Here is a 21,236-nt window from a genome sequence, read left to right as displayed (position 1 = left end):
AGCATTCCTCCTTCTGGAGAACACCATGAAAGACCTGCTCAACCTCTTCAACCAGCAGCGCCAGACGCTGGACTTCGACGCGATCAAGATCGCGCTGGCCTCGCCGGACCTGATCCGTTCGTGGTCCTTCGGCGAAGTGAAGAAGCCGGAAACCATCAACTACCGTACCTTCAAGCCGGAACGTGACGGCCTGTTCTGCGCCGCCATCTTCGGGCCGGTCAAGGACTACGAGTGCCTGTGCGGCAAGTACAAGCGCATGAAGCACCGCGGCGTGGTCTGCGAAAAGTGCGGCACCGAAGTGACCCTGGCCAAGGTGCGTCGCGAGCGCATGGGCCACATCGACCTGGCGTCGCCGGTCGCGCACATCTGGTTCCTGAAGTCGCTGCCGTCGCGCATCGGCCTGATGCTGGACATGACCCTGCGCGACATCGAGCGCGTGCTGTACTTCGAAGCCTACGTGGTGACCGAGCCGGGCCTGACCGCCCTGGAGCGCCGCCAGCTGCTGACCGAAGAACAGTACCTGCAGGCCCGCCAGGAGCACGGTGACGACTTCGATGCCGCCATGGGCGCCGAGGCCGTGTACGAACTGCTGCGCACCATCGACCTGCAGTCGGAAATGACCCGCCTGCGCGAGGAAATCGCCGCCACCGGTTCGGAAACCAAGCTCAAGCGCCTCACCAAGCGCATCAAGCTGATCGAAGCCTTCCTGGAATCGGGCAACCGTCCGGAGTGGATGGTCATGACCGTGCTGCCGGTGCTGCCGCCGGACCTCCGTCCGCTGGTGCCGCTGGACGGCGGCCGCTTCGCGACCTCCGACCTGAACGACCTGTACCGCCGCGTCATCAACCGCAACAACCGCCTGCGCCGCCTGCTCGAACTGAGCGCGCCGGACATCATCGTGCGCAATGAAAAGCGCATGCTGCAGGAATCGGTCGATGCGCTGCTGGACAACGGCCGTCGTGGCCGTGCCATCACCGGCACCAACAAGCGCCCGCTGAAGTCGCTGGCCGACATGATCAAGGGCAAGCAGGGTCGCTTCCGCCAGAACCTGCTGGGCAAGCGCGTCGACTACTCGGGCCGTTCGGTCATCGTGGTCGGTCCGTACCTGCGCCTGCACCAGTGCGGTCTGCCGAAGAAGATGGCGCTGGAGCTGTTCAAGCCGTTCGTCTTCGCCAAGCTGCAGCGTCGTGGCCTGGCCACCACCATCAAGGCCGCCAAGAAGCTGGTCGAGCGCGAAGAAGCCGAAGTCTGGGACATCCTGGAAGAGGTCATCCGCGAACATCCGGTCATGCTGAACCGTGCGCCGACCCTGCACCGTCTGGGCATCCAGGCGTTCGAGCCGGTGCTGATCGAAGGCAAGGCCATCCAGCTGCACCCGCTGGTCTGCACCGCGTTCAACGCCGACTTCGACGGTGACCAGATGGCCGTCCACGTGCCGCTCTCGCTGGAAGCCCAGCTGGAAGCGCGTGCGCTGATGATGTCCACCAACAACATCCTGTCGCCGGCCAACGGCGAGCCGATCATCGTGCCGTCGCAGGACGTCGTGCTGGGTCTGTACTACATGACCCGCTCACTGGAAAACAAGAAGGGCGAGGGCATGGCCTTCGCCAACATCGCCGAAGTGAAGCGCGCCTACGACAACCGCGTGGTGGAACTGCACGCACGCGTCAAGGTCCGCATTACCGAAGTGGTGACCGACGAGGAAGGCAACAAGCAGAACAAGACCTCGATCGTGGACACCACGATCGGTCGCGCCCTGCTGGCTGAAATCCTGCCGGAAGGCCTGCCGTTCGCGCTGGCCAACACCGAGCTGACCAAGAAGAACATCAGCCGCCTGATCAACTCCAGCTACCGCCAGCTGGGTCTGAAGGACACGGTCGTGTTCGCCGACAAGCTGATGTACACCGGCTTCGCCTACGCGACCCGCGCCGGCGTCTCGATCGGCATCGACGACATGCTGATCCCGGACGAGAAGAAGGGCATCCTCACCGAGGCCGAAGCCGAAGTGCTGGAAATCCAGGAGCAGTACCAGTCGGGCCTGGTCACCGCCGGCGAGCGCTACAACAAGGTGGTCGACATCTGGTCGCGCACCAACGAGCGCATCGCCAAGGCGATGATGGACACCATCGGTACCGAGAAGGTGGTCAATGCCAAGGGTGAGACCATCGACCAGAAGTCGATGAACTCGCTGTACATCATGGCCGACTCCGGTGCGCGTGGTTCGCAGGCGCAGATCCGCCAGCTGGCCGGCATGCGTGGCCTGATGGCGCGTCCCGACGGCTCGATCATCGAGACGCCCATCAAGGCGAACTTCCGCGAAGGCCTGAACGTGCAGGAGTACTTCAACTCCACCCACGGTGCCCGTAAGGGTCTGGCCGATACCGCGCTGAAGACCGCGAACTCGGGTTACCTGACCCGTCGTCTGGTCGACGTGGCGCAGGACGTGGTGATCACAGAGGTGGATTGCGGTACCACCGAAGGCCTGATCATGACCCCGATCGTGGAAGGCGGTGACGTGGTCGAACCGCTGAAGGACCGCGTGCTGGGTCGCGTGGTTGCCGAGGACGTGTTCCTGCCGGGCAACGACGAAGATCCGATCGTGACCCGCAACACCCTGCTCGACGAAGCCTGGGTCGCCAAGCTGGAAGATGCCGGCGTGCAGAGCATCAAGGTCCGCTCGACGATCTCGTGCGAATCGGCCTTCGGTGTCTGCGGTCGCTGCTACGGCCGCGATCTGGCCCGTGGCCACCTGGTCAACATCGGTGAAGCGGTCGGCGTCATCGCCGCCCAGTCCATCGGTGAGCCGGGTACCCAGCTGACCATGCGTACGTTCCACATCGGTGGTGCGGCGTCGCGTGCGGCTGCGGTCGACAACATCACGGTCAAGACCACCGGTTCGGTCAAGTTCAACAACCTCAAGTCGGTCGAGCACGCCAATGGCTCGCTGGTGGCGGTGTCGCGCTCGGGCGAAATCTCGGTGCTCGACGCGCACGGCCGTGAGCGTGAGCGCTACAAGCTGCCCTACGGTGCCAACATCACCTCCAAGGACGGCGAAGCGGTCAAGGCTGGCCAGACCGTGGCCAACTGGGATCCGCACAACCACCCGATCGTTTCCGAAGTGGCCGGTTTCGTGCGCTTCGTGGACTTCATCGACGGCATCACCGTCATCGAGAAGACCGACGAACTGACCGGCCTGGCGTCGCGTGAGATCACCGATCCGAAGCGTCGTGGTTCGCAGGGCAAGGATCTGCGTCCGCTGGTGCGCATCGTCGATGCCAAGGGCAACGACCTGTCGATCCCGGGCACCGATCTGCCGGCGCAGTACCTGCTGCCGCCGCGCTCGATCGTCAACCTGCAGGACGGCGCCCCGGTGGGCGTGGGCGACGTCGTCGCCAAGATCCCGCAGGAAGCATCGAAGACCCGCGACATCACCGGTGGTCTGCCGCGCGTGGCCGACCTGTTCGAAGCGCGCAAGCCGAAGGATCCGGCGGTGCTGGCCGAGCGTTCGGGCATCATCAGCTTCGGCAAGGACACCAAGGGCAAGCAGCGCCTGATCATCAAGGACACCGATGGTTCGGAGCACGAAGAGCTGATTCCGAAGTACCGCCAGGTCATCGTGTTCGAAGGCGAGCATGTCACCAAGGGTGAAACCATCGTGGACGGCGAGCCGAGCCCGCAGGACATCCTGCGCCTGCTGGGTGTCGAGCCGCTGGCGGCCTACCTTGTGAAGGAAATCCAGGACGTGTACCGCCTGCAGGGCGTGAAGATCAACGACAAGCACATCGAGGTGATCACCCGCCAGATGCTGCGCAAGGTCGAGATCACCGATCAGGGCAGCAGCAAGTTCCTGAACGGCGAACAGGTGGAGCGTCAGCGCGTGATCGAGGAGAATGCGCGCCTGTCGACCCGCAACGAGCTGCCGGCCCAGTTCGATCCGGTGCTGCTGGGTATCACCAAGGCCTCGCTGGCGACCGAGTCGTTCATCTCGGCGGCGTCCTTCCAGGAAACCACCCGCGTGCTGACCGAAGCGGCCGTCCGCGGCACCTCGGACAACCTGCGTGGCCTGAAGGAAAACGTCATCGTCGGCCGCCTGATTCCGGCCGGTACCGGCCTGGCGTACCACAGCAACCGCCGTCGTGGCGCGTCCGGTCTCACCGAGTCGGAGATGCAGACCCTGGCCGGCACCCCGGCCGCGGTCGAGGCACCGGCAGCCGAAGTGGAAGCTGAACAGGCTTCGGAAGACTGAAACACCGGTCCGGCCGGTAGGGTCGAGCTTGCTCGACCACACCGATCGGGCCAAGGACAGGGCAGGGTGGACCGATCGCGGTTCGCCCCGCCAACCTGAACGGGGTACATGGAGGCCCCCCAGTAACGTTCCGGGATCAGGGACGGGCTTGACAGGAGGCGTTTGACTGCTTTCCTGGCAGGTTGCTACAATCGTCTGTCTCAGCAGGCCAAAATTTCGGCCTGCTTTAACATTTCCGCATCTCTGGTCGGATTTTCCGGCCACCAATCAGAAGAACCTACTGATGGCGACGATCAACCAGCTGGTCCGCAAGCCGCGGCAAGCGACCACCTACAAGAGTGCCTCGCCGGCGCTCGACAAGTGCCCGCAGCGCCGTGGCGTCTGCACCCGTGTCTACACCACCACTCCGAAGAAGCCGAACTCGGCTCTGCGCAAGGTTGCCAAGGTCCGCCTGACCAACCAGGAAGAAGTGATTTCCTACATCGGTGGTGAAGGCCACAACCTGCAGGAGCACTCCGTGGTCCTGATCCGCGGCGGTCGCGTCAAGGACCTGCCGGGTGTGCGTTACCACACCGTTCGTGGCTCGCTCGACGCCGCCGGCGTTGCCAAGCGTCGCCAGGCCCGTTCCAAGTACGGCGCCAAGCGTCCGAAGGCATAAGGAGAGAGCACTATGTCGCGTAAGGGTAATACTCCGCAGCGTTCCGTCCTGCCCGATCCGAAGCACGGAAGCGAAACCATCGCCCGCTTCATCAACATGGTCATGCAGAGCGGCAAGAAGTCCGTCGCCGAAAAGATCGTGTACGGCGCCATGGACGTGATCACCGAGAAGAACAGCAGCGCCAACGCCATTGAACTGGTGCAGAAGGCGCTGGACAACGTCGCTCCGGCGGTCGAAGTCAAGTCGCGCCGCGTCGGTGGTGCCACCTACCAGGTGCCGGTCGAAGTGCGTTCGTCGCGCAAGATGGCTCTGGCCATGCGCTGGCTGATCGACTCCGCGCGCAAGCGTGGTGAGAACACCATGCCGAAGAAGCTGGCTGCTGAACTGATCGACGCCTCGGAAAACCGCGGCGGCGCCATCAAGAAGCGCGAAGAAACCCACCGCATGGCCGAAGCCAACAAGGCATTCGCCCACTACCGCTGGTGAGTTTGACGGCCTTGTAAAACAGGCAGGGCAGCACCATTACGGTGCTGCCTCGCGGCCCCAGAAGGGCTGCGCCAATCCGAAGGCCGCCGCAAGGCGGCGTTCGGCCATCCGAATTCCAAGAAATCTGAGAGGCTCCCCGTGGCCCGTTCCACTCCCATCGAGCGTTACCGCAACTTCGGCATCATGGCCCACATCGATGCCGGCAAGACCACCACGTCCGAGCGCATCCTGTTCTACACCGGCAAGAGCCACAAGATCGGTGAAGTGCACGACGGCGCCGCCACCATGGACTGGATGGAGCAGGAGCAGGAGCGTGGCATCACGATCCAGTCCGCTGCCACCACCGCGTTCTGGAAGGGCATGGACAAGTCCCTGCCGGAGCACCGCTTCAACATCATCGACACCCCCGGGCACGTCGACTTCACCATCGAAGTGGAGCGCTCGCTGCGCGTGCTCGACGGTGCCGTCTTCGTGCTGTGTGCCGTCGGTGGCGTGCAGCCGCAGTCGGAAACCGTGTGGCGCCAGGCCAACAAGTACCACGTGCCGCGCATCGCGTTCGTCAACAAGATGGACCGTACCGGTGCCAACTTCCAGAAGGTCGTCGGCCAGCTGAAGGCCAAGCTGGGCGCCGTTGCCGTGCCGATGCAGCTGCCGATCGGCGCTGAAGACAACTTCAAGGGCGTCGTCGACCTGCTGAAGATGAAGGCCATCCACTGGGATGAAGCCTCGCAGGGCATGAAGTTCGAATACAGCGACATCCCGGCCGACCTGCAGGGCCCGGCGGAAGAAGCTCGCCAGTTCATGGTCGAGACCGCTGCCGAAGCCAGCGAAGAGCTGATGGAAAAGTACCTGGGCGGCGAAGAGCTGGCCGAGGCTGAAATCATCAACGCGCTGCGTACCCGCACCCTGGCCACCGAAATCGTGCCGATGTACTGCGGCTCGGCCTTCAAGAACAAGGGCGTGCAGGCCATGCTGGACGGCGTGATCCAGCTGCTGCCGTCGCCGGTCGACGTGCCGGACGTGAAGGGCGTGGACGTTGACGACGACACCGTCGAAATGACCCGCAAGTCGGACGACAAGGCTCCGTTCTCGTCGCTGGCCTTCAAGATCATCACCGACCCGTTCGTCGGCGCGCTGACCTTCTTCCGTGTCTACTCGGGCACCCTGAACGGTGGCGACACCGTGCTGAACTCGGTCAAGGGCAAGAAGGAGCGCATCGGCCGCATCCTGCAGATGCACTCGAACAACCGCGAGGAAATCAAGGAAGTTCTGGCCGGTGACATCGCCGCGGCCGTGGGTCTGAAGGACACCACCACCGGTGACACCCTGTGCGCCGTGGACGCCCCGATCATCCTGGAGCGCATGACGTTCCCGGAGCCGGTGATCTCGATGGCTGTCGAGCCGAAGACCAAGTCGGACCAGGAAAAGATGGGTCTGGCCCTGGGCCGTCTGGCGCAGGAAGATCCGTCGTTCCGCGTCAAGACCGACGAAGAATCCGGCCAGACCATCATCTCCGGCATGGGCGAGCTGCACCTGGACATCATCGTCGACCGCCTGAAGCGCGAGTTCAACGTTGAAGCCAACGTCGGCGCGCCGCAGGTGGCCTACCGCGAAACCATCACCCTGGCCGACGTCAAGTCGGACTACAAGCATGCCAAGCAGTCCGGTGGTAAGGGTCAGTACGGTCACGTCGTGATCGAGCTGTCGCCGATCACCGCTGCCGACCGTGCCGATCCGAAGCTGGCTCCGGCCATCAAGGACGACTTCCTGTTCATCAACGACATCACCGGCGGCGTGATCCCGAAGGAATTCATTCCGTCGGTCGAGAAGGGCCTGCGCGAAACCATCACCAGCGGTCCGCTGGCTGGCTTCCCGGTCGTGGACGTCAAGGTGAAGCTGGTGTTCGGTTCGTACCACGACGTCGACTCCTCGGAAATGGCGTTCAAGCTGGCTTCGTCGATGGCCTTCAAGCAGGGCTTCGCCAAGGCCAAGCCGGTGCTGCTGGAGCCGATCATGAAGGTCGAGATCGTGACCCCGGAGGATTACCAGGGTGACGTGATGGGCGACGTCAGCCGTCGTCGCGGCGTGCTGCAGGGTTCCGACACCACCGGTGACGGTTCGGCCAGCATCATCAACGCGATGATCCCGCTGGGTGAAATGTTCGGCTACGCCACTGCGCTGCGTTCGCAGACGCAGGGCCGCGCCACCTTCACCATGGAATTCGATCACTACGAGCCGGCGCCGACCAACATCGCCGAAGCCGTCATGAAGAAGGGCTGAGCCTCGCTCAGCCTCTCTTGAAACCACTTACGAACAATCAAGGTATAGAACAATGGCAAAGGGTAAGTTCGAGCGCACCAAGCCGCACGTCAACGTCGGCACCATCGGTCACGTCGACCATGGCAAGACCACGCTGACCGCCGCACTGACCAAGATCGGTGCCGAGCGTTTCGGTGGCGAGTTCAAGGCGTATGACGCCATCGACGCCGCGCCGGAAGAAAAGGCTCGTGGTATCACGATCTCGACCGCGCACGTCGAATACGAATCCCCGACCCGTCACTACGCCCACGTTGACTGCCCGGGCCACGCTGACTACGTCAAGAACATGATCACCGGTGCCGCCCAGATGGACGGCGCGATCCTGGTGTGCTCGGCCGCTGACGGCCCGATGCCGCAGACCCGCGAGCACATCCTGCTGTCGCGTCAGGTCGGCGTGCCGTACATCGTCGTGTTCCTGAACAAGGCCGACATGGTTGACGACGCCGAGCTGCTCGAGCTGGTCGAGATGGAAGTGCGCGAACTGCTGAGCAAGTACGAGTTCCCGGGCGACGACACCCCGATCATCGCCGGTTCGGCCCGTCTGGCGCTGGAAGGCGACCAGAGCGACATCGGCGTGCCGGCCATCCTGAAGCTGGTCGATGCCCTGGACACCTGGATTCCGGAGCCGGAGCGTGCGATCGACAAGCCGTTCCTGATGCCGGTGGAAGACGTGTTCTCGATCTCGGGCCGCGGCACCGTGGTGACCGGTCGTATCGAGCGCGGCATCATCAAGGTCGGCGACGAAATCGAAATCGTCGGTATCCGTCCGGTGCAGAAGACCACCGTGACCGGCGTCGAAATGTTCCGCAAGCTGCTGGACCAGGGCCAGGCAGGCGACAACGCCGGTCTGCTGCTGCGCGGCACCAAGCGTGACGACGTCGAGCGTGGCCAGGTTCTGGCCAAGCCGGGTTCGATCAAGCCGCACACCAAGTTCGAAGGCGAAGTCTACGTCCTGTCGAAGGACGAGGGCGGCCGTCACACCCCGTTCTTCAACGGCTACCGTCCGCAGTTCTACTTCCGCACCACCGACATCACCGGCGCTGCCAAGCTGCCGGAAGGCGTCGAAATGGTGATGCCGGGTGACAACATCAAGATGGAAGTCACCCTGATCAACCCGGTGGCAATGGACGAAGGTCTGCGCTTCGCCATCCGCGAAGGCGGCCGTACCGTCGGCGCCGGCGTGGTCTCGAAGATCATCGAGTAATCTGGTAGTATCTGCGCCCCGATGTTGCCTGGGTAGGGCATCGGGGCGTATCAAATGGGAAAGCAGGCACAGGATGTGCCTTGTGTTCCCCGGACCAGGAAGGGTCAATGCCATTCAGGCGGCGTCAACAGGCGACTGTTGACAGCTGCCTTGCGTGCCATTATGCTTCTACGTCTGGGCAGGCCTGGGAACGGGTCTGCCTACGTTTTTGAGGTCTACGGATTGACCTTGTCGGCCTGCAGGAGTGTGGGACGTCCGTATTCAGGAATTTCATGGGACAAAGCAACCCAGAGGCTTTGTCTGTCGCTCTTTTAACGAAGGAACCTACCGCCATGGCGGACCAAAAGATCCGGATCCGGCTGAAAGCGTTCGATCATCGTCTGATCGACCGTTCGGCCAGCGAGATCGTTGAAACGGCAAAGCGGACCGGCGCGCAAGTGCGTGGCCCGATCCCGCTGCCGACCAAGATCGAGCGTTACACCGTTCTCGTCTCCCCGCACGTCGACAAGGACGCGCGTGACCAGTACGAGACCCGCACGCACAAGCGCGTGCTCGATATCGTTGACCCGAATGACAAGACCGTGGACGCGCTGATGAAGCTCGAACTGGCTGCCGGCGTCGACGTTCAGATCAAGCTGACCTGAGGACTACGACCATGACGAAGAAGTATTCGTTGGGCTTCGTGGGCCGCAAGGCCGGCATGAGCCGCGTGTTCACCGAAGATGGTCGTTCCATCCCGGTGACCCTGATCGAAGCAACCCCGAACCGCATCGCGCAGATCAAGACCGTCGAAACCGACGGCTACAGCGCCGTGCAGGTGACCGTCGGCGCGCGTCGCGCTGCCCTGGTCAACAAGCCGGAAGCCGGCCACTTCGCCAAGGCGAAGGTGGAAGCGGGTCGTGGCCTGTGGGAATTCCGCGTTGAAGACGCGCAGCTCGGCGATTTCGCCGTTGGCGGCGAAGTCAAGGCGGACATCTTCGAAGTCGGCCAGATCGTCGACGTCCAGGGTGTCACCAAGGGTAAGGGCTTCCAGGGCACCATCAAGCGCCACAACTTCCGTATGGGCGATGCAACCCACGGTAACTCGCTGTCGCATCGCGCGCCGGGTTCGCTGGGTCAGCGCCAGACCCCGGGTCGCGTTTTCCCGGGCAAGAAGATGTCGGGCCACATGGGCGCGGTGCAGCAGAGCACCCAGAACCTGGAAGTGGTCAAGGTCGACGTCGAGCGCGGTCTGATCGCGGTTCGCGGCGCCGTTCCGGGCGCGGCGGGTGGCGATGTGATCGTCCGTCCGGCGAGCAAGGCATAAGGAGAGATGACGATGGAACTCGTTATCACGGGTAGCAACAACAAGGTCTCGGTCTCCGAAGCCGTGTTCGGTCGCGATTTCAGCGAAGATCTGGTCCACCAGGTCGTCGTTGCTTACCGCAACGCCGGTCGCGCCGGCACCAAGGCACAGAAGACTCGCTCCGAAGTGGCTGGTACCACCAAGAAGTCGAAGAAGCAGAAGGGCGGCGGCGCGCGTCATGGCGCACTGACGGCTCCGATCTTCGTCGGCGGCGGTGTCACCTTCGCGGCCAAGCCGCGCAGCTTCGAGCAGAAGGTCAATCGTAAGCAGTACCGTGCCGCCATGTGCGCGATCCTGTCCGAGCTGAACCGTCAGGGCCGTCTGACCATCGTGGAGGCCTTCGATGTCGAAGCCACCAGCACGAAGGGTCTGATTGCCAAGCTGGCCGGCCTGGAAGTGGGCAAGCGCCCGCTGATCGTCACCGAAGATGCCTCCGAGCACCTGTACCTGTCCGCCCGCAATCTGCCGTACGTGCAGGTGCGTGACGTCCAGGGCCTGGATCCGGTGTCGCTGGTCGGTGCCGACACGGTCGTCATCACCGCTGACGCGGTCAAGAAGGTCGAGGAGTGGCTGGCATGAACAGCAACGAAAAAATCTTCAGCGTGCTGCGTGCCCCGCGTGTCTCCGAAAAGACCGCGCGCCTGCAGGAACTCTCCAACCAGTATGTCTTCGAAGTTTCGAACGAAGCCACCAAGGCCGATGTAAAGGCCGCGGTTGAGCAGCTGTTCGACGTCAAGGTCGAAGCCGTCAACGTGGTCAACGTCAAGGGCAAGAACAAGTCCTTCCGTAACCGTGCTGGCCGCCGCGGCGATTGGCGCAAGGCGTACGTTCGCCTGGCCGACGGCCAGTCGATCGATGTAACGGCCAAGGCCTGAGGTACATCCCATGCCATTGATGAAATTCAAGCCCACTTCCCCCGGTCGTCGTTCGGCCGTGCGCGTGGTCACGCCCGACCTGCACAAGGGTGCTCCGCACGCCGCACTGGTCGAGTCGCAGAGCCGCTCGGGTGGTCGTAACCACCACGGCCGCATCACCGTGCGTCACGTCGGTGGTGGTGCCAAGCAGCACTACCGCATCATCGACTTCAAGCGCAACAAGCTGGGCATCCCGGCGCGCGTGGAACGCATCGAATACGATCCGAACCGCACCGCCCACATCGCCCTGCTGTGCTACGTCGACGGTGAGCGCCGCTACATCATCGCCCCGAAGGGTCTGAAGGCTGGTGATCAGGTGATCGCTGGTTCGGACGCCCCGATCAAGGCCGGCAACACCCTGCCGCTGCGCAACATCCCGGTCGGTACCACCATCCACTGCATCGAACTGAAGCCCGGCAAGGGCGCTCAGATCGCCCGCGCCGCTGGTGCGGCCGTGCAGCTGGTGGCCCGTGAAGGCATCTACGCCACCCTGCGCCTGCGCTCGGGTGAAATGCGTAAGGTTCCGGTCGAGTGCTGCGCCACCATCGGCGAAGTCGGCAACGACGAGCACAGCCTGGAAAAGCTGGGCAAGGCCGGTGCCAAGCGCTGGCGCGGCGTCCGCCCGACCGTTCGTGGTGCTGCCATGAACCCGGTTGACCACCCGCACGGTGGTGGTGAGGCGAAGGCCGGCCAGGGTAACCCGCACCCGGTCACCCCGTGGGGTGTCCCGACCAAGGGTTACAAGACGCGCCATAACAAGCGCACTCAGCAGTTCATCGTCCGCGATCGTAGGGGCTAATCGACCATGGCACGTTCACTCAAGAAGGGCCCGTTCGTCGATCACCACCTCGTCAAGAAGGTGGAGGCCGCTGCGGGCAGCAAGAAGCCGATCAAGACCTGGTCGCGCCGTTCGATGATCCTGCCTGACATGGTAGGCATCACCATTGCCGTGCATAACGGCAAGAACCACATCCCGGTTCTCGTCAACGAGAACATGGTCGGCCACAAGCTCGGCGAATTTGCCATCACCCGGACCTTCAAGGGTCACGGTGGTGACAAGAAGTCGGGCAAGTAAGGAGAGATGACAATGGAAGCGAAAGCCATCCTGCGCACTGCGCGCATCTCCCCGCAGAAGGCTCGTCTGGTCGCTGACCAGGTGCGCGGTCTGCCGGCCGAGCGTGCGGTCAACCTGCTGAAGTTCTCGGACAAGAAGGCTGCCCACCTGATCAAGAAGGTGGTGGAGTCGGCTATTGCCAACGCCGAGAACAACCAGGGCGCCGACGTCGACGAGCTGAAGGTTCAGACCATCATGGTTGATGAAGGTCCGACCCTGAAGCGTTTCATGGCGCGGGCGAAAGGCCGCGGTACCCGCATCCTCAAGCGCACCAGCCACATCACTGTGGTTGTGGGCGCCGGCAAGTAAGCGGATAAGGAAAAGACCATGGGTCATAAAGTTCATCCGATTGGTATCCGTCTCGGTATTTCCAAGGACTGGAACTCCAAGTGGTACGCCAACAAGGCCGAGTTCGCTGGTTACCTGGCAGCCGACCTGAAAGTGCGCGAAATGCTGCGCAAGAAGCTGGCTCAGGCCGGCATCAGCAAGATCCTGATCGAGCGTCCGGCCAAGACCGCTCGCGTGACGATCCACACCGCCCGTCCGGGCGTGGTGATCGGCAAGCGCGGTGAGGACATCGAGAAGCTGCGCAAGGAAGTGAGCGAGATGATGGGCGTCCCGGCGCACATCAACGTCACCGAAGTGCGCAAGCCGGAACTGGACGCGCAGCTCGTTGCCGAGTCGATCGCCCAGCAGCTGGAGCGTCGCATCATGTTCCGCCGCGCCATGAAGCGCTCGGTCGGCAACGCGATGCGCCTGGGTGCCCTGGGCATCAAGGTCAACGTGGGTGGCCGCCTCAACGGTGCAGAAATCGCCCGTTCGGAGTGGTACCGCGAAGGCCGCGTGCCGCTGCACACCCTGCGTGCCGACATCGACTATGGCTTCGCTGAAGCCAAGACGACCTACGGCATCATCGGCATCAAGGTCTGGATCTACAAGGGCGAAGTCTTCGATTTCTCCCAGGTTGGCCAGGAAAAGCAGGACGACACCCCGTCGCGCAACGATCGTCACGATCGCGGCGACCGTGGTGACCGTCAGCGCCCGGCTCGTGAAGCGAGGTAACGACAATGTTGCAACCCAAGCGAACCAAGTACCGCAAGGTACACAAGGGCCGTAACGAAGGCCTGAGCTGGAGCGCCAACGCTGTCAGCTTCGGCGAATACGGCCTGAAGGCAACCGCACACGGTCAGCTGACCGCGCGTCAGATCGAAGCGGCCCGCCGCTCGATCAGCCGCTACGTCAAGCGCGGCGGCAAGATGTGGATCCGCGTGTTCCCCGACAAGCCCATCACCAAGAAGCCCATCGAAGTTCGAATGGGTTCGGGTAAGGGCAACGTGGAATACTGGGTGGCCCAGATCCAGCCCGGCCGCATGATCTATGAAATCGAGGGTGTTACCGAAGAAGTGGCACGCGAGGCGTTCCGCCTGGCCGCCGCCAAGCTCTCGGTCACCACCACTTTCGTGACCCGTACGGTGCGCTGATGGATATCAAAACTCTCCGTGAAAAGTCGGCTGACGAACTGAAGGCCCACCTGATCGACCTGCGTAAGGAACAGTTCTCTGTCCGTATGCAGCAGGTCACCGGCCAGCTGCCGAAGACCCACGACATCCGCCGGGTCCGTCGCGAGATTGCTCGCGTCAAGACCCTGCTCGGCAGCACGAAGTAAGGATGGCCGCTATGAGCGACAATACTGAAAACAAGACGCTGCGCACGGTCGAAGGCCGTGTCGTCAGCAACAAGATGGACAAGACGGTTACCGTCCTGGTTGAGCGTCAGGTCAAGCACGCGCTGTACGGCAAGTACATCAAGCGCTCGACCAAGCTGCACGCCCACGATGCCGACAACGCCTGCAAGGAAGGCGATGTCGTCCGCGTGACCGAGATTGCTCCGATGTCCAAGACCAAGAACTGGCGCGTGGTGGAAGTCATCACGCGTGCGGCTGAATAAGGAGTCTGAATCATGATCCAGATGCAGAGCTACCTTGACGTCGCGGACAATTCGGGTGCCAAGCAGGTGATGTGCTTCAAGGTGCTGGGTGGTTCCAAGCGCCGTTACGCCGGCATCGGCGACATCATCAAGGTCACCGTGAAGGATGCGATTCCGCGCGGCAAGGTCAAGAAGGGTGAAGTGTATGACGCCGTCGTGGTGCGTACCCGCAAGGGTGTGCGTCGCGCCGACGGCTCGCTGATCCGCTTCGACGGCAACGCTGCCGTTCTGCTGAACAACAAGCAGGAGCCGATCGGCACCCGTATCTTCGGGCCGGTGACCCGTGAACTTCGTTCGGAGAAGTTCATGAAGATCGTCTCGCTCGCTCCCGAAGTGCTGTGAGCGACAGGAGATAATCATGGCTAACCGTATCAAGAAGGGCGACCAGGTCGTCGTCAACACCGGCAAGGACAAGGGCAAGCAGGGCGAAGTCGTCCGCGTCGACGGCGACCGCGTGGTCGTCGCCAACGTGAACATCGTCAAGCGCCACACCAAGCCGAACCCGCAGGCAGGCGTTGCCGGCGGCGTGGTCGAGCGTGAAGCTTCGATCCATATCTCCAACGTGAATGTGCTGAACCCGGCTTCGGGCAAGGGCGAACGCGTTGGCTTCAAGGTGCTGGAGGATGGACGCAAACTGCGTGTGTTCCGCTCCAGCGGTGAGGCGCTCGACGCCTGAGGAATGTGAAGATGACTTCCCGTCTCGAAAAGTTCTACAAGGAAGAAGTGGTGCCGGCGCTGATGAAGCAGTTCGGCTACACCAATCCGATGGAAGTGCCGAAGCTCGTCAAGGTCACCCTGAACATGGGTGTCGGCGAAGCGGCCACCAACAAGAAGATCCTGGAAAACGCCGTCGGCGACATGACCAAGATTTCCGGCCAGAAGCCGGTTGTCACCAAGTCGCGTATCTCGGTTGCGTCGTTCAAGATCCGTGATGGCTGGCCGATCGGCTGCAAGACCACGCTGCGTCGCCACAAGATGTACGAGTTCCTGGACCGCCTGATCAACATCTCGCTGCCGCGCGTGCGCGACTTCCGTGGTGTTTCCGGTCGTTCCTTCGACGGTCGCGGCAACTTCAACATGGGTGTGAAGGAACAGATCATCTTCCCGGAAATCGACTTCGACGCCGTCGACGCGATCCGCGGTATGGATATCGCCATCACCACCACTGCGAAGACCGACGCGGAAGCGAAGGCGCTGCTGGCAGCGTTCAAGTTCCCGTTCCGTAACTGATCTGTCGAGGAAACCGAAATGGCAAAGACCTCCATGGTCAACCGCGACATCAAGCGGGAAAAGCTGGCCAAGAAGTACGCTGACAAGCGTGCGGCTCTGAAGAAGATCGTGTCCTCGGTGGACGCGAGCTACGACGAGAAGATCGAAGCCGCTACCAAGCTGGCCAAGCTGCCGCGCGACTCGTCGCCGAGCCGCCAGCGCAACCGCTGCGAGCTGTCCGGCCGTCCGCGTGGCGTTTACAGCAAGTTCGGCCTCGGCCGCAACAAGCTGCGTGAAGCCACCATGCGTGGCGACGTCCCGGGCCTGCGCAAGGCCAGCTGGTAATCCCAGCCGGCCCTGCGATCAGGAGCCCCCCGTGGGCTCCTGAACCGGGGAGGGGAGGCATTCAGCTTCCCTTCTGCGAAAAAACCCGAAGAGCCCGACGCAAGTCGGGCTCTTTTGGCGTATACTCCCGCGTCTTGCCCTGTGCAAACCGGGTTTTAGGGCGGGCCACTGGCCTGCCGCAAGAAGGGACCTGGCCCGTTTCCAGGAGACAACAGATTTTCGCGAAAGCGGATATCGGTGCACTCAAAGGTACTCATATGAGCATGACTGATCCCATCGCCGACCTGCTGGTCCGCATCAAGAATGCGGCTGCGGTTGGCAAGCAGACGGTGAAAGCCCCGTCGTCCAAGATCAAGGTTGCGATCGCCCAGGTCCTGAAGGACGAGGGTTACATCACCGACCTGCGCGTGACCCAGCTGGAAAACAACAAGTCCGAGCTGGAAATCGTGCTGAAGTATTTCGAAGGCAAGCCGGTCATCGCGACCCTGAAGCGCTTCTCGCGTTCGGGCCTGCGCCAGTACCGCGGCAAGAGCGAGCTGCCGAAGGTCATGAACGGCCTGGGTATCTCCATCATTTCCACCTCCAAGGGCATCATGACTGATGCGCAGGCGCGCCAGCTGGGCGTCGGCGGCGAAGTCCTGTGCTTCGTGGCCTAAGGCGAAAGGAGTAGAACTATGTCCCGCGTAGCCAAGAAGCCCGTCGACCTGGGTAAGGTTGAACTGAACGTCCAGTCCGAATCCGTCACCGTCAAGGGCCCGAAGGGCACCCTGTCGCTGGCCAAGCCGGCCGGCATTGCCATCAACGTCGACAACGGCGTTGCCACCCTGAGCACCGAGAATGCTGAGCTGGTCGCGCTGACCGGTACCGTGCGTGCGATCCTGTCCAACATGGTCAAGGGCGTGTCCGAAGGCTTCGAGCGCAAGCTGGAGCTGGTCGGCGTGGGTTACCGCGCTGCCATGCAGGGCAAGGACCTGAGCCTGTCGCTGGGCTTCTCGCACCCGGTCGTGTTCGTGGCGCCGGAAGGCATCACGCTGTCGACCCCGACCCAGACCGAGATCCTGGTCCAGGGCGCTGACAAGCAGGTCGTCGGTGAAGTCGCCGCCAAGATCCGTGCGTTCCGCAAGCCGGAACCGTACAAGGGCAAGGGCGTGAAGTACTCCGACGAAGTCATCATCCGTAAGGAAGCCAAGAAGGCCTAATTAGGTCCTTCCGCTTTCAAGGGAAAAACAAAATGAACAAGAACATCGCCCGCCTGCGTCGCGCCAAGTCGACCCGCGCCCACATCCGTGAGCTCGGCGTTGCCCGTCTGTCGGTGCTGCGCACCGGTCAGCACCTGTACGCCCAGGTCTTCACTGCCGACGGTTCCAAGGTGCTGGCTGCTGCCAACACCACCCAGGCCGACATCAAGGAAGGCCTGAAGAACGGCAAGAACGCTGACGCCGCTGCCAAGGTTGGCCGCATCGTCGCTGAGCGCGCCAAGGCCGCCGGCGTCGAGAAGGTTGCCTTCGATCGTTCGGGCTACCGCTACCACGGCCGCATCAAGGCCCTGGCAGAAGCCGCCCGCGAAGCCGGCCTGCAGTTCTAAGGGATAAGGGCAGGGGACTTCGCGTCCTCTGCCCGCCTGCTCGCCAGCCTGAGTGAGGCTGGACGGCGCCGCTCTTCTGCAGCGGCCCACCGGAACGACGCGTCACTCCACAACCATAAGCGGCCTCGAGCCGTACATACCCAAACAACCAAGGAATCAACATGGCAGAAGAGCGTCAGCAGCGGGGTCGCGATCGCGACCGTAACCGCGAAGAGAAGATCGACGACGGCATGATCGAAAAGCTGGTCGCGGTCAACCGCGTCAGCAAGACCGTCAAAGGTGGCCGCCAGTTCACCTTCACCGCCCTGACCGTGGTCGGCGACGGCGAAGGCAAGGTCGGTTTCGGCTATGGCAAGGCCCGCGAAGTGCCGGTCGCCATCCAGAAGTCGATGGAGCAGGCTCGCAAGAACCTGGTCAGCGTTGACCTGAACAACGGCACCCTGTGGCACACCATCAAGGATGGTCACGGCGCAGCCCGCGTGTTCATGCAGCCGGCTTCGGAAGGTACCGGCGTCATTGCCGGCGGTGCCATGCGTGCCGTGCTGGAAGCGGTTGGCGTGAAGAACGTGCTGGCCAAGGCCACCGGCTCGCGCAACCCGATCAACCTGGTGCGTGCCACCGTGAAGGGCCTGACTGCAGCGCAGTCGCCGGCTCGCATCGCGGCCAAGCGCGGCAAGAAGGTGGAGGAACTCAACCATGGCTAATGAGTCCAACAAGACTGTGAAGGTGCGCCTGGTGCGCGGCCTGCGTGGTGCTCAGTCGCGTCACCGCCTGTCGGTGCGTGCTCTGGGTCTGAACAAGCTCAACGATGTGCGTGAACTGAAGGACAGCCCGCAGGTCCGCGGCCTGATCAACACCGTTCACTACCTCGTCAAGGTTGAGGAGTAATCGATCATGACTCTGCGTCTCAATGAACTGAGCCCGGCACCGGGCGCCCGCACCGAGCGCACCCGCGTCGGTCGCGGTATCGGCTCGGGCCTGGGCAAGACTGCCGGCCGCGGCCACAAGGGTTCGTTCGCCCGCAAGGGTGGCGGCAAGATCAAGGCTGGCTTCGAAGGCGGCCAGACCCCCATGCAGCGTCGTCTGCCGAAGATCGGCTTCCGTTCGCCGATCGCCAAGGACACCGCTGAAGTGCTGCTGTACGCGCTGGACAAGCTGCCGGCCGGTGAGATCGACTTCGCCGCCCTGCGTGCTGCCAAGCTGGTCCCGAGCACTGCCAAGAAGGCCAAGGTCGTCGTCAAGGGCGAAGTGACCAAGGCGTTCACCCTGAAGGGTATTGCTGCCACGGCTGGTGCCAAGGCCGCGATCGAAGCTGCCGGCGGCAGCGTAACGGAGTAAGAAAATCATGGCGCAAGCTGGCATCGGTAACCTCGCGGGCGGAATGGGCAAGTTCACTGAACTTCGCCAACGTTTGCTGTTCGTCGTCGGGGCTTTGATCGTCTATCGCATCGGCTGCTACGTGCCGGTGCCGGGCGTCAATCCCGATGCCATGCTTGCCATGATGCAACAGCAGGGCGGCGGCATCGTGGACATGTTCAACATGTTCTCGGGCGGCGCCCTGCACCGTTTCAGCATCTTCGCGCTGAACGTGATGCCGTACATCTCGGCATCGATCGTGATGCAGCTGGCCGTGCACATCTTCCCCGCCCTGAAGGCGATGCAGAAGGAAGGTGAGTCCGGTCGCCGCAAGATCACCCAGTATTCGCGCATCGGCGCCGTGCTGCTGGCAGTGGTGCAGGGCGGTTCGATCGCGCTGGCCCTGCAGGGCCAGGTCTCGCCGTCGGGCGCTCCGGTCGTGTACGCACCGGGCATGGGCTTCGTGCTCACCGCCGTGGTCGCGCTGACCGCCGGCACCATGTTCCTGATGTGGGTCGGTGAGCAGGTCACCGAGCGCGGCATCGGCAACGGCGTGTCGCTGATCATCTTCGCCGGTATCGTGGCGGGCCTGCCGGGTGCGGTCATCCACACCTTCGACGCCTACCGCGACGGCAACATCCAGTTCATCCAGCTGCTGCTGATCGCCATCGTCGTGCTCGCCTTCACCTTCTTCGTGGTGTTCGTCGAGCGTGGCCAGCGCCGGATCACGGTCAATTACGCGCGCCGCCAGGGCGGTCGCAACGCGTACATGAACCAGACCTCGTTCCTGCCGCTGAAGCTCAACATGGCCGGCGTCATCCCGGCGATCTTCGCCTCGAGCCTGCTGGCCTTCCCGGCCACCCTGGCCATGTGGTCCGGCCAGGCGGCCAACCAGAGCAGCTTCGGCCAGGTTCTGCAGAAGGTCGCCAATGCCCTGGGCCCGGGTGAACCGCTGCACATGATCGTGTTCGCCGCACTGATCACCGGCTTTGCGTTCTTCTACACCGCGCTGGTGTTCAACTCGCAGGAAACCGCCGACAACCTGAAGAAGTCCGGCGCGCTGATTCCGGGCATCCGTCCGGGCAAGGCCACCGCCGACTACATCGACGGTGTGCTGACCCGCCTGACCGCGGCCGGCTCGGCCTACCTGGTGATCGTCTGCCTGCTGCCGGAACTGATGCGCACGCAGCTGAACGCCTCGTTCTACTTCGGCGGTACTTCGCTGCTGATCGTGGTGGTGGTGGTGATGGACTTCATCGCCCAGGTGCAGGCGCATCTGATGTCCCACCAGTACGAGAGCCTGCTGAAGAAGGCCAACCTGAAGGGCGGCAACCGCGGCGGCTTTGCCCGCGGCTGATTGGCCTGTTATACTTTCGTCTTCCTGACGTGATGGTCCCTCCGCTTCGCGGACTCCGGCCACACAAACGAAGGGCGGCCCCCGCAGCGGTTCCGGGTGGGGGTGTGATGAGGTGGTCCCGCGCTGGAGTAGCGCGGGCGGCTCCGGGGGAAACTCCAGGTCCAACCCCATCCGGCGCCGGAGCCTGGGCACACTCCCCAGGCCGGGTTCATGAAACCAATGGTTTCACGGGCTTCCATGTAAACCGGAACCTTGTTAGTATCGCTAGTTCACTTTTTTGATCCATCCTGCCGGATTGGCGTGCCCGAGGCGCGCTGTCGGCCATCACTCAGCTGGAGAACCGCGTCATGGCGCGTATTGCAGGCGTCAACCTGCCAGCCCAGAAGCATGTCTGGGTCGGGTTGCAAAGCATTTACGGCATCGGCCGTACCCGTTCGAAGAAGGTCTGCGAAGTCGCAGGCGTTGCTTCGACCACCAAGATCCGCGATCTGTCGGAGCCGGAAATCGAGCGCCTGCGCGCCGAAGTCGGCAAGTACATCGTGGAAGGCGATCTGCGTCGTGAGATCGGCATCGCGATCAAGCGCCTGATGGACCTGGGCTGCTACCGCGGCCTGCGTCACCGTCGTGGCCTCCCGCTGCGTGGCCAGCGCACCCGTACCAACGCCCGCACCCGCAAGGGTCCGCGCAAGGCGATCAAGAAGTAAGGGACTGAGAAATGGCTAAGCCCGCTGCTAAGACCAAGAAGAAGATCAAGCGCGTCGTCACTGACGGCGTTGCCCACGTCCACGCTTCGTTCAACAACACCATCGTCACCATCACCGACCGCCAGGGCAACGCTCTGTCGTGGGCGACCTCCGGTGGCGCTGGCTTCCGCGGTTCGCGCAAGTCGACCCCGTTCGCTGCCCAGGTGGCTGCTGAAAAGGCCGGTCGTGCTGCGCTGGACTACGGCGTGAAGTCGCTGGAAGTCCGCATCAAGGGCCCGGGTCCGGGCCGTGAGTCGGCCGTGCGTTCGTTGAACAACGTCGGCTACAAGATCACCAACATCATCGACGTGACGCCTATCCCGCACAACGGGTGCCGTCCGCCGAAGAAGCGTCGCGTCTAAAGGGAGC

Annotated in this window: 29 protein-coding genes; all 29 read left to right on the top strand. The window is 62.9% G+C overall.

Annotation, left to right across the window (positions count from 1 at the left end; translation table 11 throughout):
• Positions 1-25: 25 nt before the first annotated feature.
• Entirely contained in the window at positions 26-4,246 is a 4,221-nt protein-coding gene (gene rpoC, locus LZ605_RS11780; protein WP_249841831.1) for a DNA-directed RNA polymerase subunit beta', read from the top strand.
• Between the two features lie 283 nt (positions 4,247-4,529).
• Entirely contained in the window at positions 4,530-4,904 is a 375-nt protein-coding gene (rpsL, locus tag LZ605_RS11775; protein ID WP_004145320.1) for a 30S ribosomal protein S12, read from the top strand.
• A 12-nt stretch (positions 4,905-4,916) separates the two neighbouring features.
• Positions 4,917-5,390 carry a 30S ribosomal protein S7 gene (gene rpsG, locus LZ605_RS11770; protein ID WP_004145321.1) on the top strand — a complete coding sequence of 158 codons (474 nt, stop codon included), beginning with the start codon at positions 4,917-4,919 and terminating at the stop codon, positions 5,388-5,390.
• Positions 5,391-5,528: 138 nt separating this feature from the next.
• Positions 5,529-7,670: an elongation factor G gene (gene fusA / locus LZ605_RS11765; protein ID WP_107229956.1), complete on the top strand. Its 2,142-nt coding sequence runs from the start codon at positions 5,529-5,531 to the stop codon at positions 7,668-7,670.
• Between the two features lie 52 nt (positions 7,671-7,722).
• Positions 7,723-8,913, top strand: a complete 1,191-nt coding sequence (gene tuf / locus LZ605_RS11760; protein WP_057497303.1) for an elongation factor Tu — start codon at positions 7,723-7,725, stop codon at positions 8,911-8,913.
• Positions 8,914-9,245: 332 nt separating this feature from the next.
• Positions 9,246-9,557 (top strand): 30S ribosomal protein S10, encoded by a 312-nt coding sequence (gene rpsJ, locus LZ605_RS11755; protein WP_005408208.1) that lies wholly within the window; start codon positions 9,246-9,248, stop codon positions 9,555-9,557.
• Positions 9,558-9,568: 11 nt separating this feature from the next.
• The gene (gene rplC / locus LZ605_RS11750) at positions 9,569-10,219 is read left to right on the top strand and encodes a 50S ribosomal protein L3 (protein WP_004145336.1); all 651 of its coding nucleotides are present in this window, start codon (positions 9,569-9,571) and stop codon (positions 10,217-10,219) included.
• 12 nt (positions 10,220-10,231) lie between these two features.
• The gene (rplD, locus tag LZ605_RS11745) at positions 10,232-10,837 is read left to right on the top strand and encodes a 50S ribosomal protein L4 (RefSeq protein WP_057497304.1); all 606 of its coding nucleotides are present in this window, start codon (positions 10,232-10,234) and stop codon (positions 10,835-10,837) included.
• Positions 10,834-11,133, top strand: a complete 300-nt coding sequence (gene rplW, locus LZ605_RS11740; RefSeq protein ID WP_004145338.1) for a 50S ribosomal protein L23 — start codon at positions 10,834-10,836, stop codon at positions 11,131-11,133. Before rplD ends, rplW begins: the two co-directional genes overlap by 4 nt.
• Before the next feature lie 10 nt (positions 11,134-11,143).
• Positions 11,144-11,971, top strand: coding sequence for a 50S ribosomal protein L2 (gene rplB / locus LZ605_RS11735; RefSeq protein WP_004145339.1), 828 nt, complete (start codon positions 11,144-11,146; stop codon positions 11,969-11,971).
• A 6-nt stretch (positions 11,972-11,977) separates the two neighbouring features.
• A complete protein-coding gene (gene rpsS / locus LZ605_RS11730) occupies positions 11,978-12,247 on the top strand; it encodes a 30S ribosomal protein S19 (RefSeq protein WP_005415413.1) in 270 nt (89 codons plus the stop codon).
• A gap of 12 nt (positions 12,248-12,259) precedes the next feature.
• Positions 12,260-12,595, top strand: coding sequence for a 50S ribosomal protein L22 (rplV, locus tag LZ605_RS11725; RefSeq protein ID WP_080375339.1), 336 nt, complete (start codon positions 12,260-12,262; stop codon positions 12,593-12,595).
• Positions 12,596-12,613: 18 nt separating this feature from the next.
• On the top strand, positions 12,614-13,348 hold the full coding sequence (rpsC, locus tag LZ605_RS11720; RefSeq protein ID WP_004145350.1) for a 30S ribosomal protein S3: 735 nt from the start codon (positions 12,614-12,616) through the stop codon (positions 13,346-13,348).
• Positions 13,349-13,353: 5 nt separating this feature from the next.
• Positions 13,354-13,767 carry a 50S ribosomal protein L16 gene (gene rplP / locus LZ605_RS11715; protein ID WP_025879305.1) on the top strand — a complete coding sequence of 138 codons (414 nt, stop codon included), beginning with the start codon at positions 13,354-13,356 and terminating at the stop codon, positions 13,765-13,767.
• The gene (gene rpmC / locus LZ605_RS11710; RefSeq protein ID WP_004154487.1) at positions 13,767-13,952 is read left to right on the top strand and encodes a 50S ribosomal protein L29; all 186 of its coding nucleotides are present in this window, start codon (positions 13,767-13,769) and stop codon (positions 13,950-13,952) included. The genes rplP and rpmC overlap by 1 nt, the downstream gene beginning before the upstream one ends.
• 11 nt (positions 13,953-13,963) lie before the next feature.
• Positions 13,964-14,233, top strand: a complete 270-nt coding sequence (rpsQ, locus tag LZ605_RS11705; protein ID WP_053519744.1) for a 30S ribosomal protein S17 — start codon at positions 13,964-13,966, stop codon at positions 14,231-14,233.
• A 12-nt stretch (positions 14,234-14,245) separates the two neighbouring features.
• Positions 14,246-14,614: a 50S ribosomal protein L14 gene (gene rplN, locus LZ605_RS11700; protein ID WP_010483978.1), complete on the top strand. Its 369-nt coding sequence runs from the start codon at positions 14,246-14,248 to the stop codon at positions 14,612-14,614.
• A gap of 16 nt (positions 14,615-14,630) precedes the next feature.
• A complete protein-coding gene (rplX, locus tag LZ605_RS11695; protein WP_053519745.1) occupies positions 14,631-14,948 on the top strand; it encodes a 50S ribosomal protein L24 in 318 nt (105 codons plus the stop codon).
• Between the two features lie 11 nt (positions 14,949-14,959).
• Positions 14,960-15,502, top strand: a complete 543-nt coding sequence (gene rplE / locus LZ605_RS11690) for a 50S ribosomal protein L5 (protein WP_004145361.1) — start codon at positions 14,960-14,962, stop codon at positions 15,500-15,502.
• Positions 15,503-15,520: 18 nt separating this feature from the next.
• A complete protein-coding gene (rpsN, locus tag LZ605_RS11685; RefSeq protein WP_107229957.1) occupies positions 15,521-15,826 on the top strand; it encodes a 30S ribosomal protein S14 in 306 nt (101 codons plus the stop codon).
• Between the two features lie 257 nt (positions 15,827-16,083).
• Entirely contained in the window at positions 16,084-16,482 is a 399-nt protein-coding gene (gene rpsH / locus LZ605_RS11680; RefSeq protein ID WP_005408210.1) for a 30S ribosomal protein S8, read from the top strand.
• An 18-nt stretch (positions 16,483-16,500) separates the two neighbouring features.
• Positions 16,501-17,025 carry a 50S ribosomal protein L6 gene (gene rplF / locus LZ605_RS11675; RefSeq protein WP_107229958.1) on the top strand — a complete coding sequence of 175 codons (525 nt, stop codon included), beginning with the start codon at positions 16,501-16,503 and terminating at the stop codon, positions 17,023-17,025.
• 32 nt (positions 17,026-17,057) lie between these two features.
• On the top strand, positions 17,058-17,411 hold the full coding sequence (rplR, locus tag LZ605_RS11670; RefSeq protein WP_107229959.1) for a 50S ribosomal protein L18: 354 nt from the start codon (positions 17,058-17,060) through the stop codon (positions 17,409-17,411).
• 161 nt (positions 17,412-17,572) lie between these two features.
• Positions 17,573-18,115: a 30S ribosomal protein S5 gene (rpsE, locus tag LZ605_RS11665; protein WP_005415419.1), complete on the top strand. Its 543-nt coding sequence runs from the start codon at positions 17,573-17,575 to the stop codon at positions 18,113-18,115.
• On the top strand, positions 18,108-18,299 hold the full coding sequence (gene rpmD / locus LZ605_RS11660) for a 50S ribosomal protein L30 (protein WP_004145412.1): 192 nt from the start codon (positions 18,108-18,110) through the stop codon (positions 18,297-18,299). Before rpsE ends, rpmD begins: the two co-directional genes overlap by 8 nt.
• A gap of 6 nt (positions 18,300-18,305) precedes the next feature.
• Positions 18,306-18,749 (top strand): 50S ribosomal protein L15, encoded by a 444-nt coding sequence (gene rplO, locus LZ605_RS11655; protein ID WP_004154498.1) that lies wholly within the window; start codon positions 18,306-18,308, stop codon positions 18,747-18,749.
• 7 nt (positions 18,750-18,756) lie between these two features.
• The gene (secY, locus tag LZ605_RS11650; RefSeq protein ID WP_005415420.1) at positions 18,757-20,124 is read left to right on the top strand and encodes a preprotein translocase subunit SecY; all 1,368 of its coding nucleotides are present in this window, start codon (positions 18,757-18,759) and stop codon (positions 20,122-20,124) included.
• A gap of 347 nt (positions 20,125-20,471) precedes the next feature.
• Positions 20,472-20,828, top strand: a complete 357-nt coding sequence (rpsM, locus tag LZ605_RS11645; RefSeq protein WP_004154500.1) for a 30S ribosomal protein S13 — start codon at positions 20,472-20,474, stop codon at positions 20,826-20,828.
• A gap of 11 nt (positions 20,829-20,839) precedes the next feature.
• Positions 20,840-21,229 (top strand): 30S ribosomal protein S11, encoded by a 390-nt coding sequence (gene rpsK, locus LZ605_RS11640; RefSeq protein WP_004145443.1) that lies wholly within the window; start codon positions 20,840-20,842, stop codon positions 21,227-21,229.
• The last annotated feature ends 7 nt before the right edge of the window (positions 21,230-21,236 follow it).

The sequence above is a fragment of the Stenotrophomonas maltophilia genome (assembly GCF_023518235.1).
Taxonomy (GTDB): domain Bacteria; phylum Pseudomonadota; class Gammaproteobacteria; order Xanthomonadales; family Xanthomonadaceae; genus Stenotrophomonas.
This window is presented reverse-complemented; position numbering and strand designations above follow the sequence as displayed.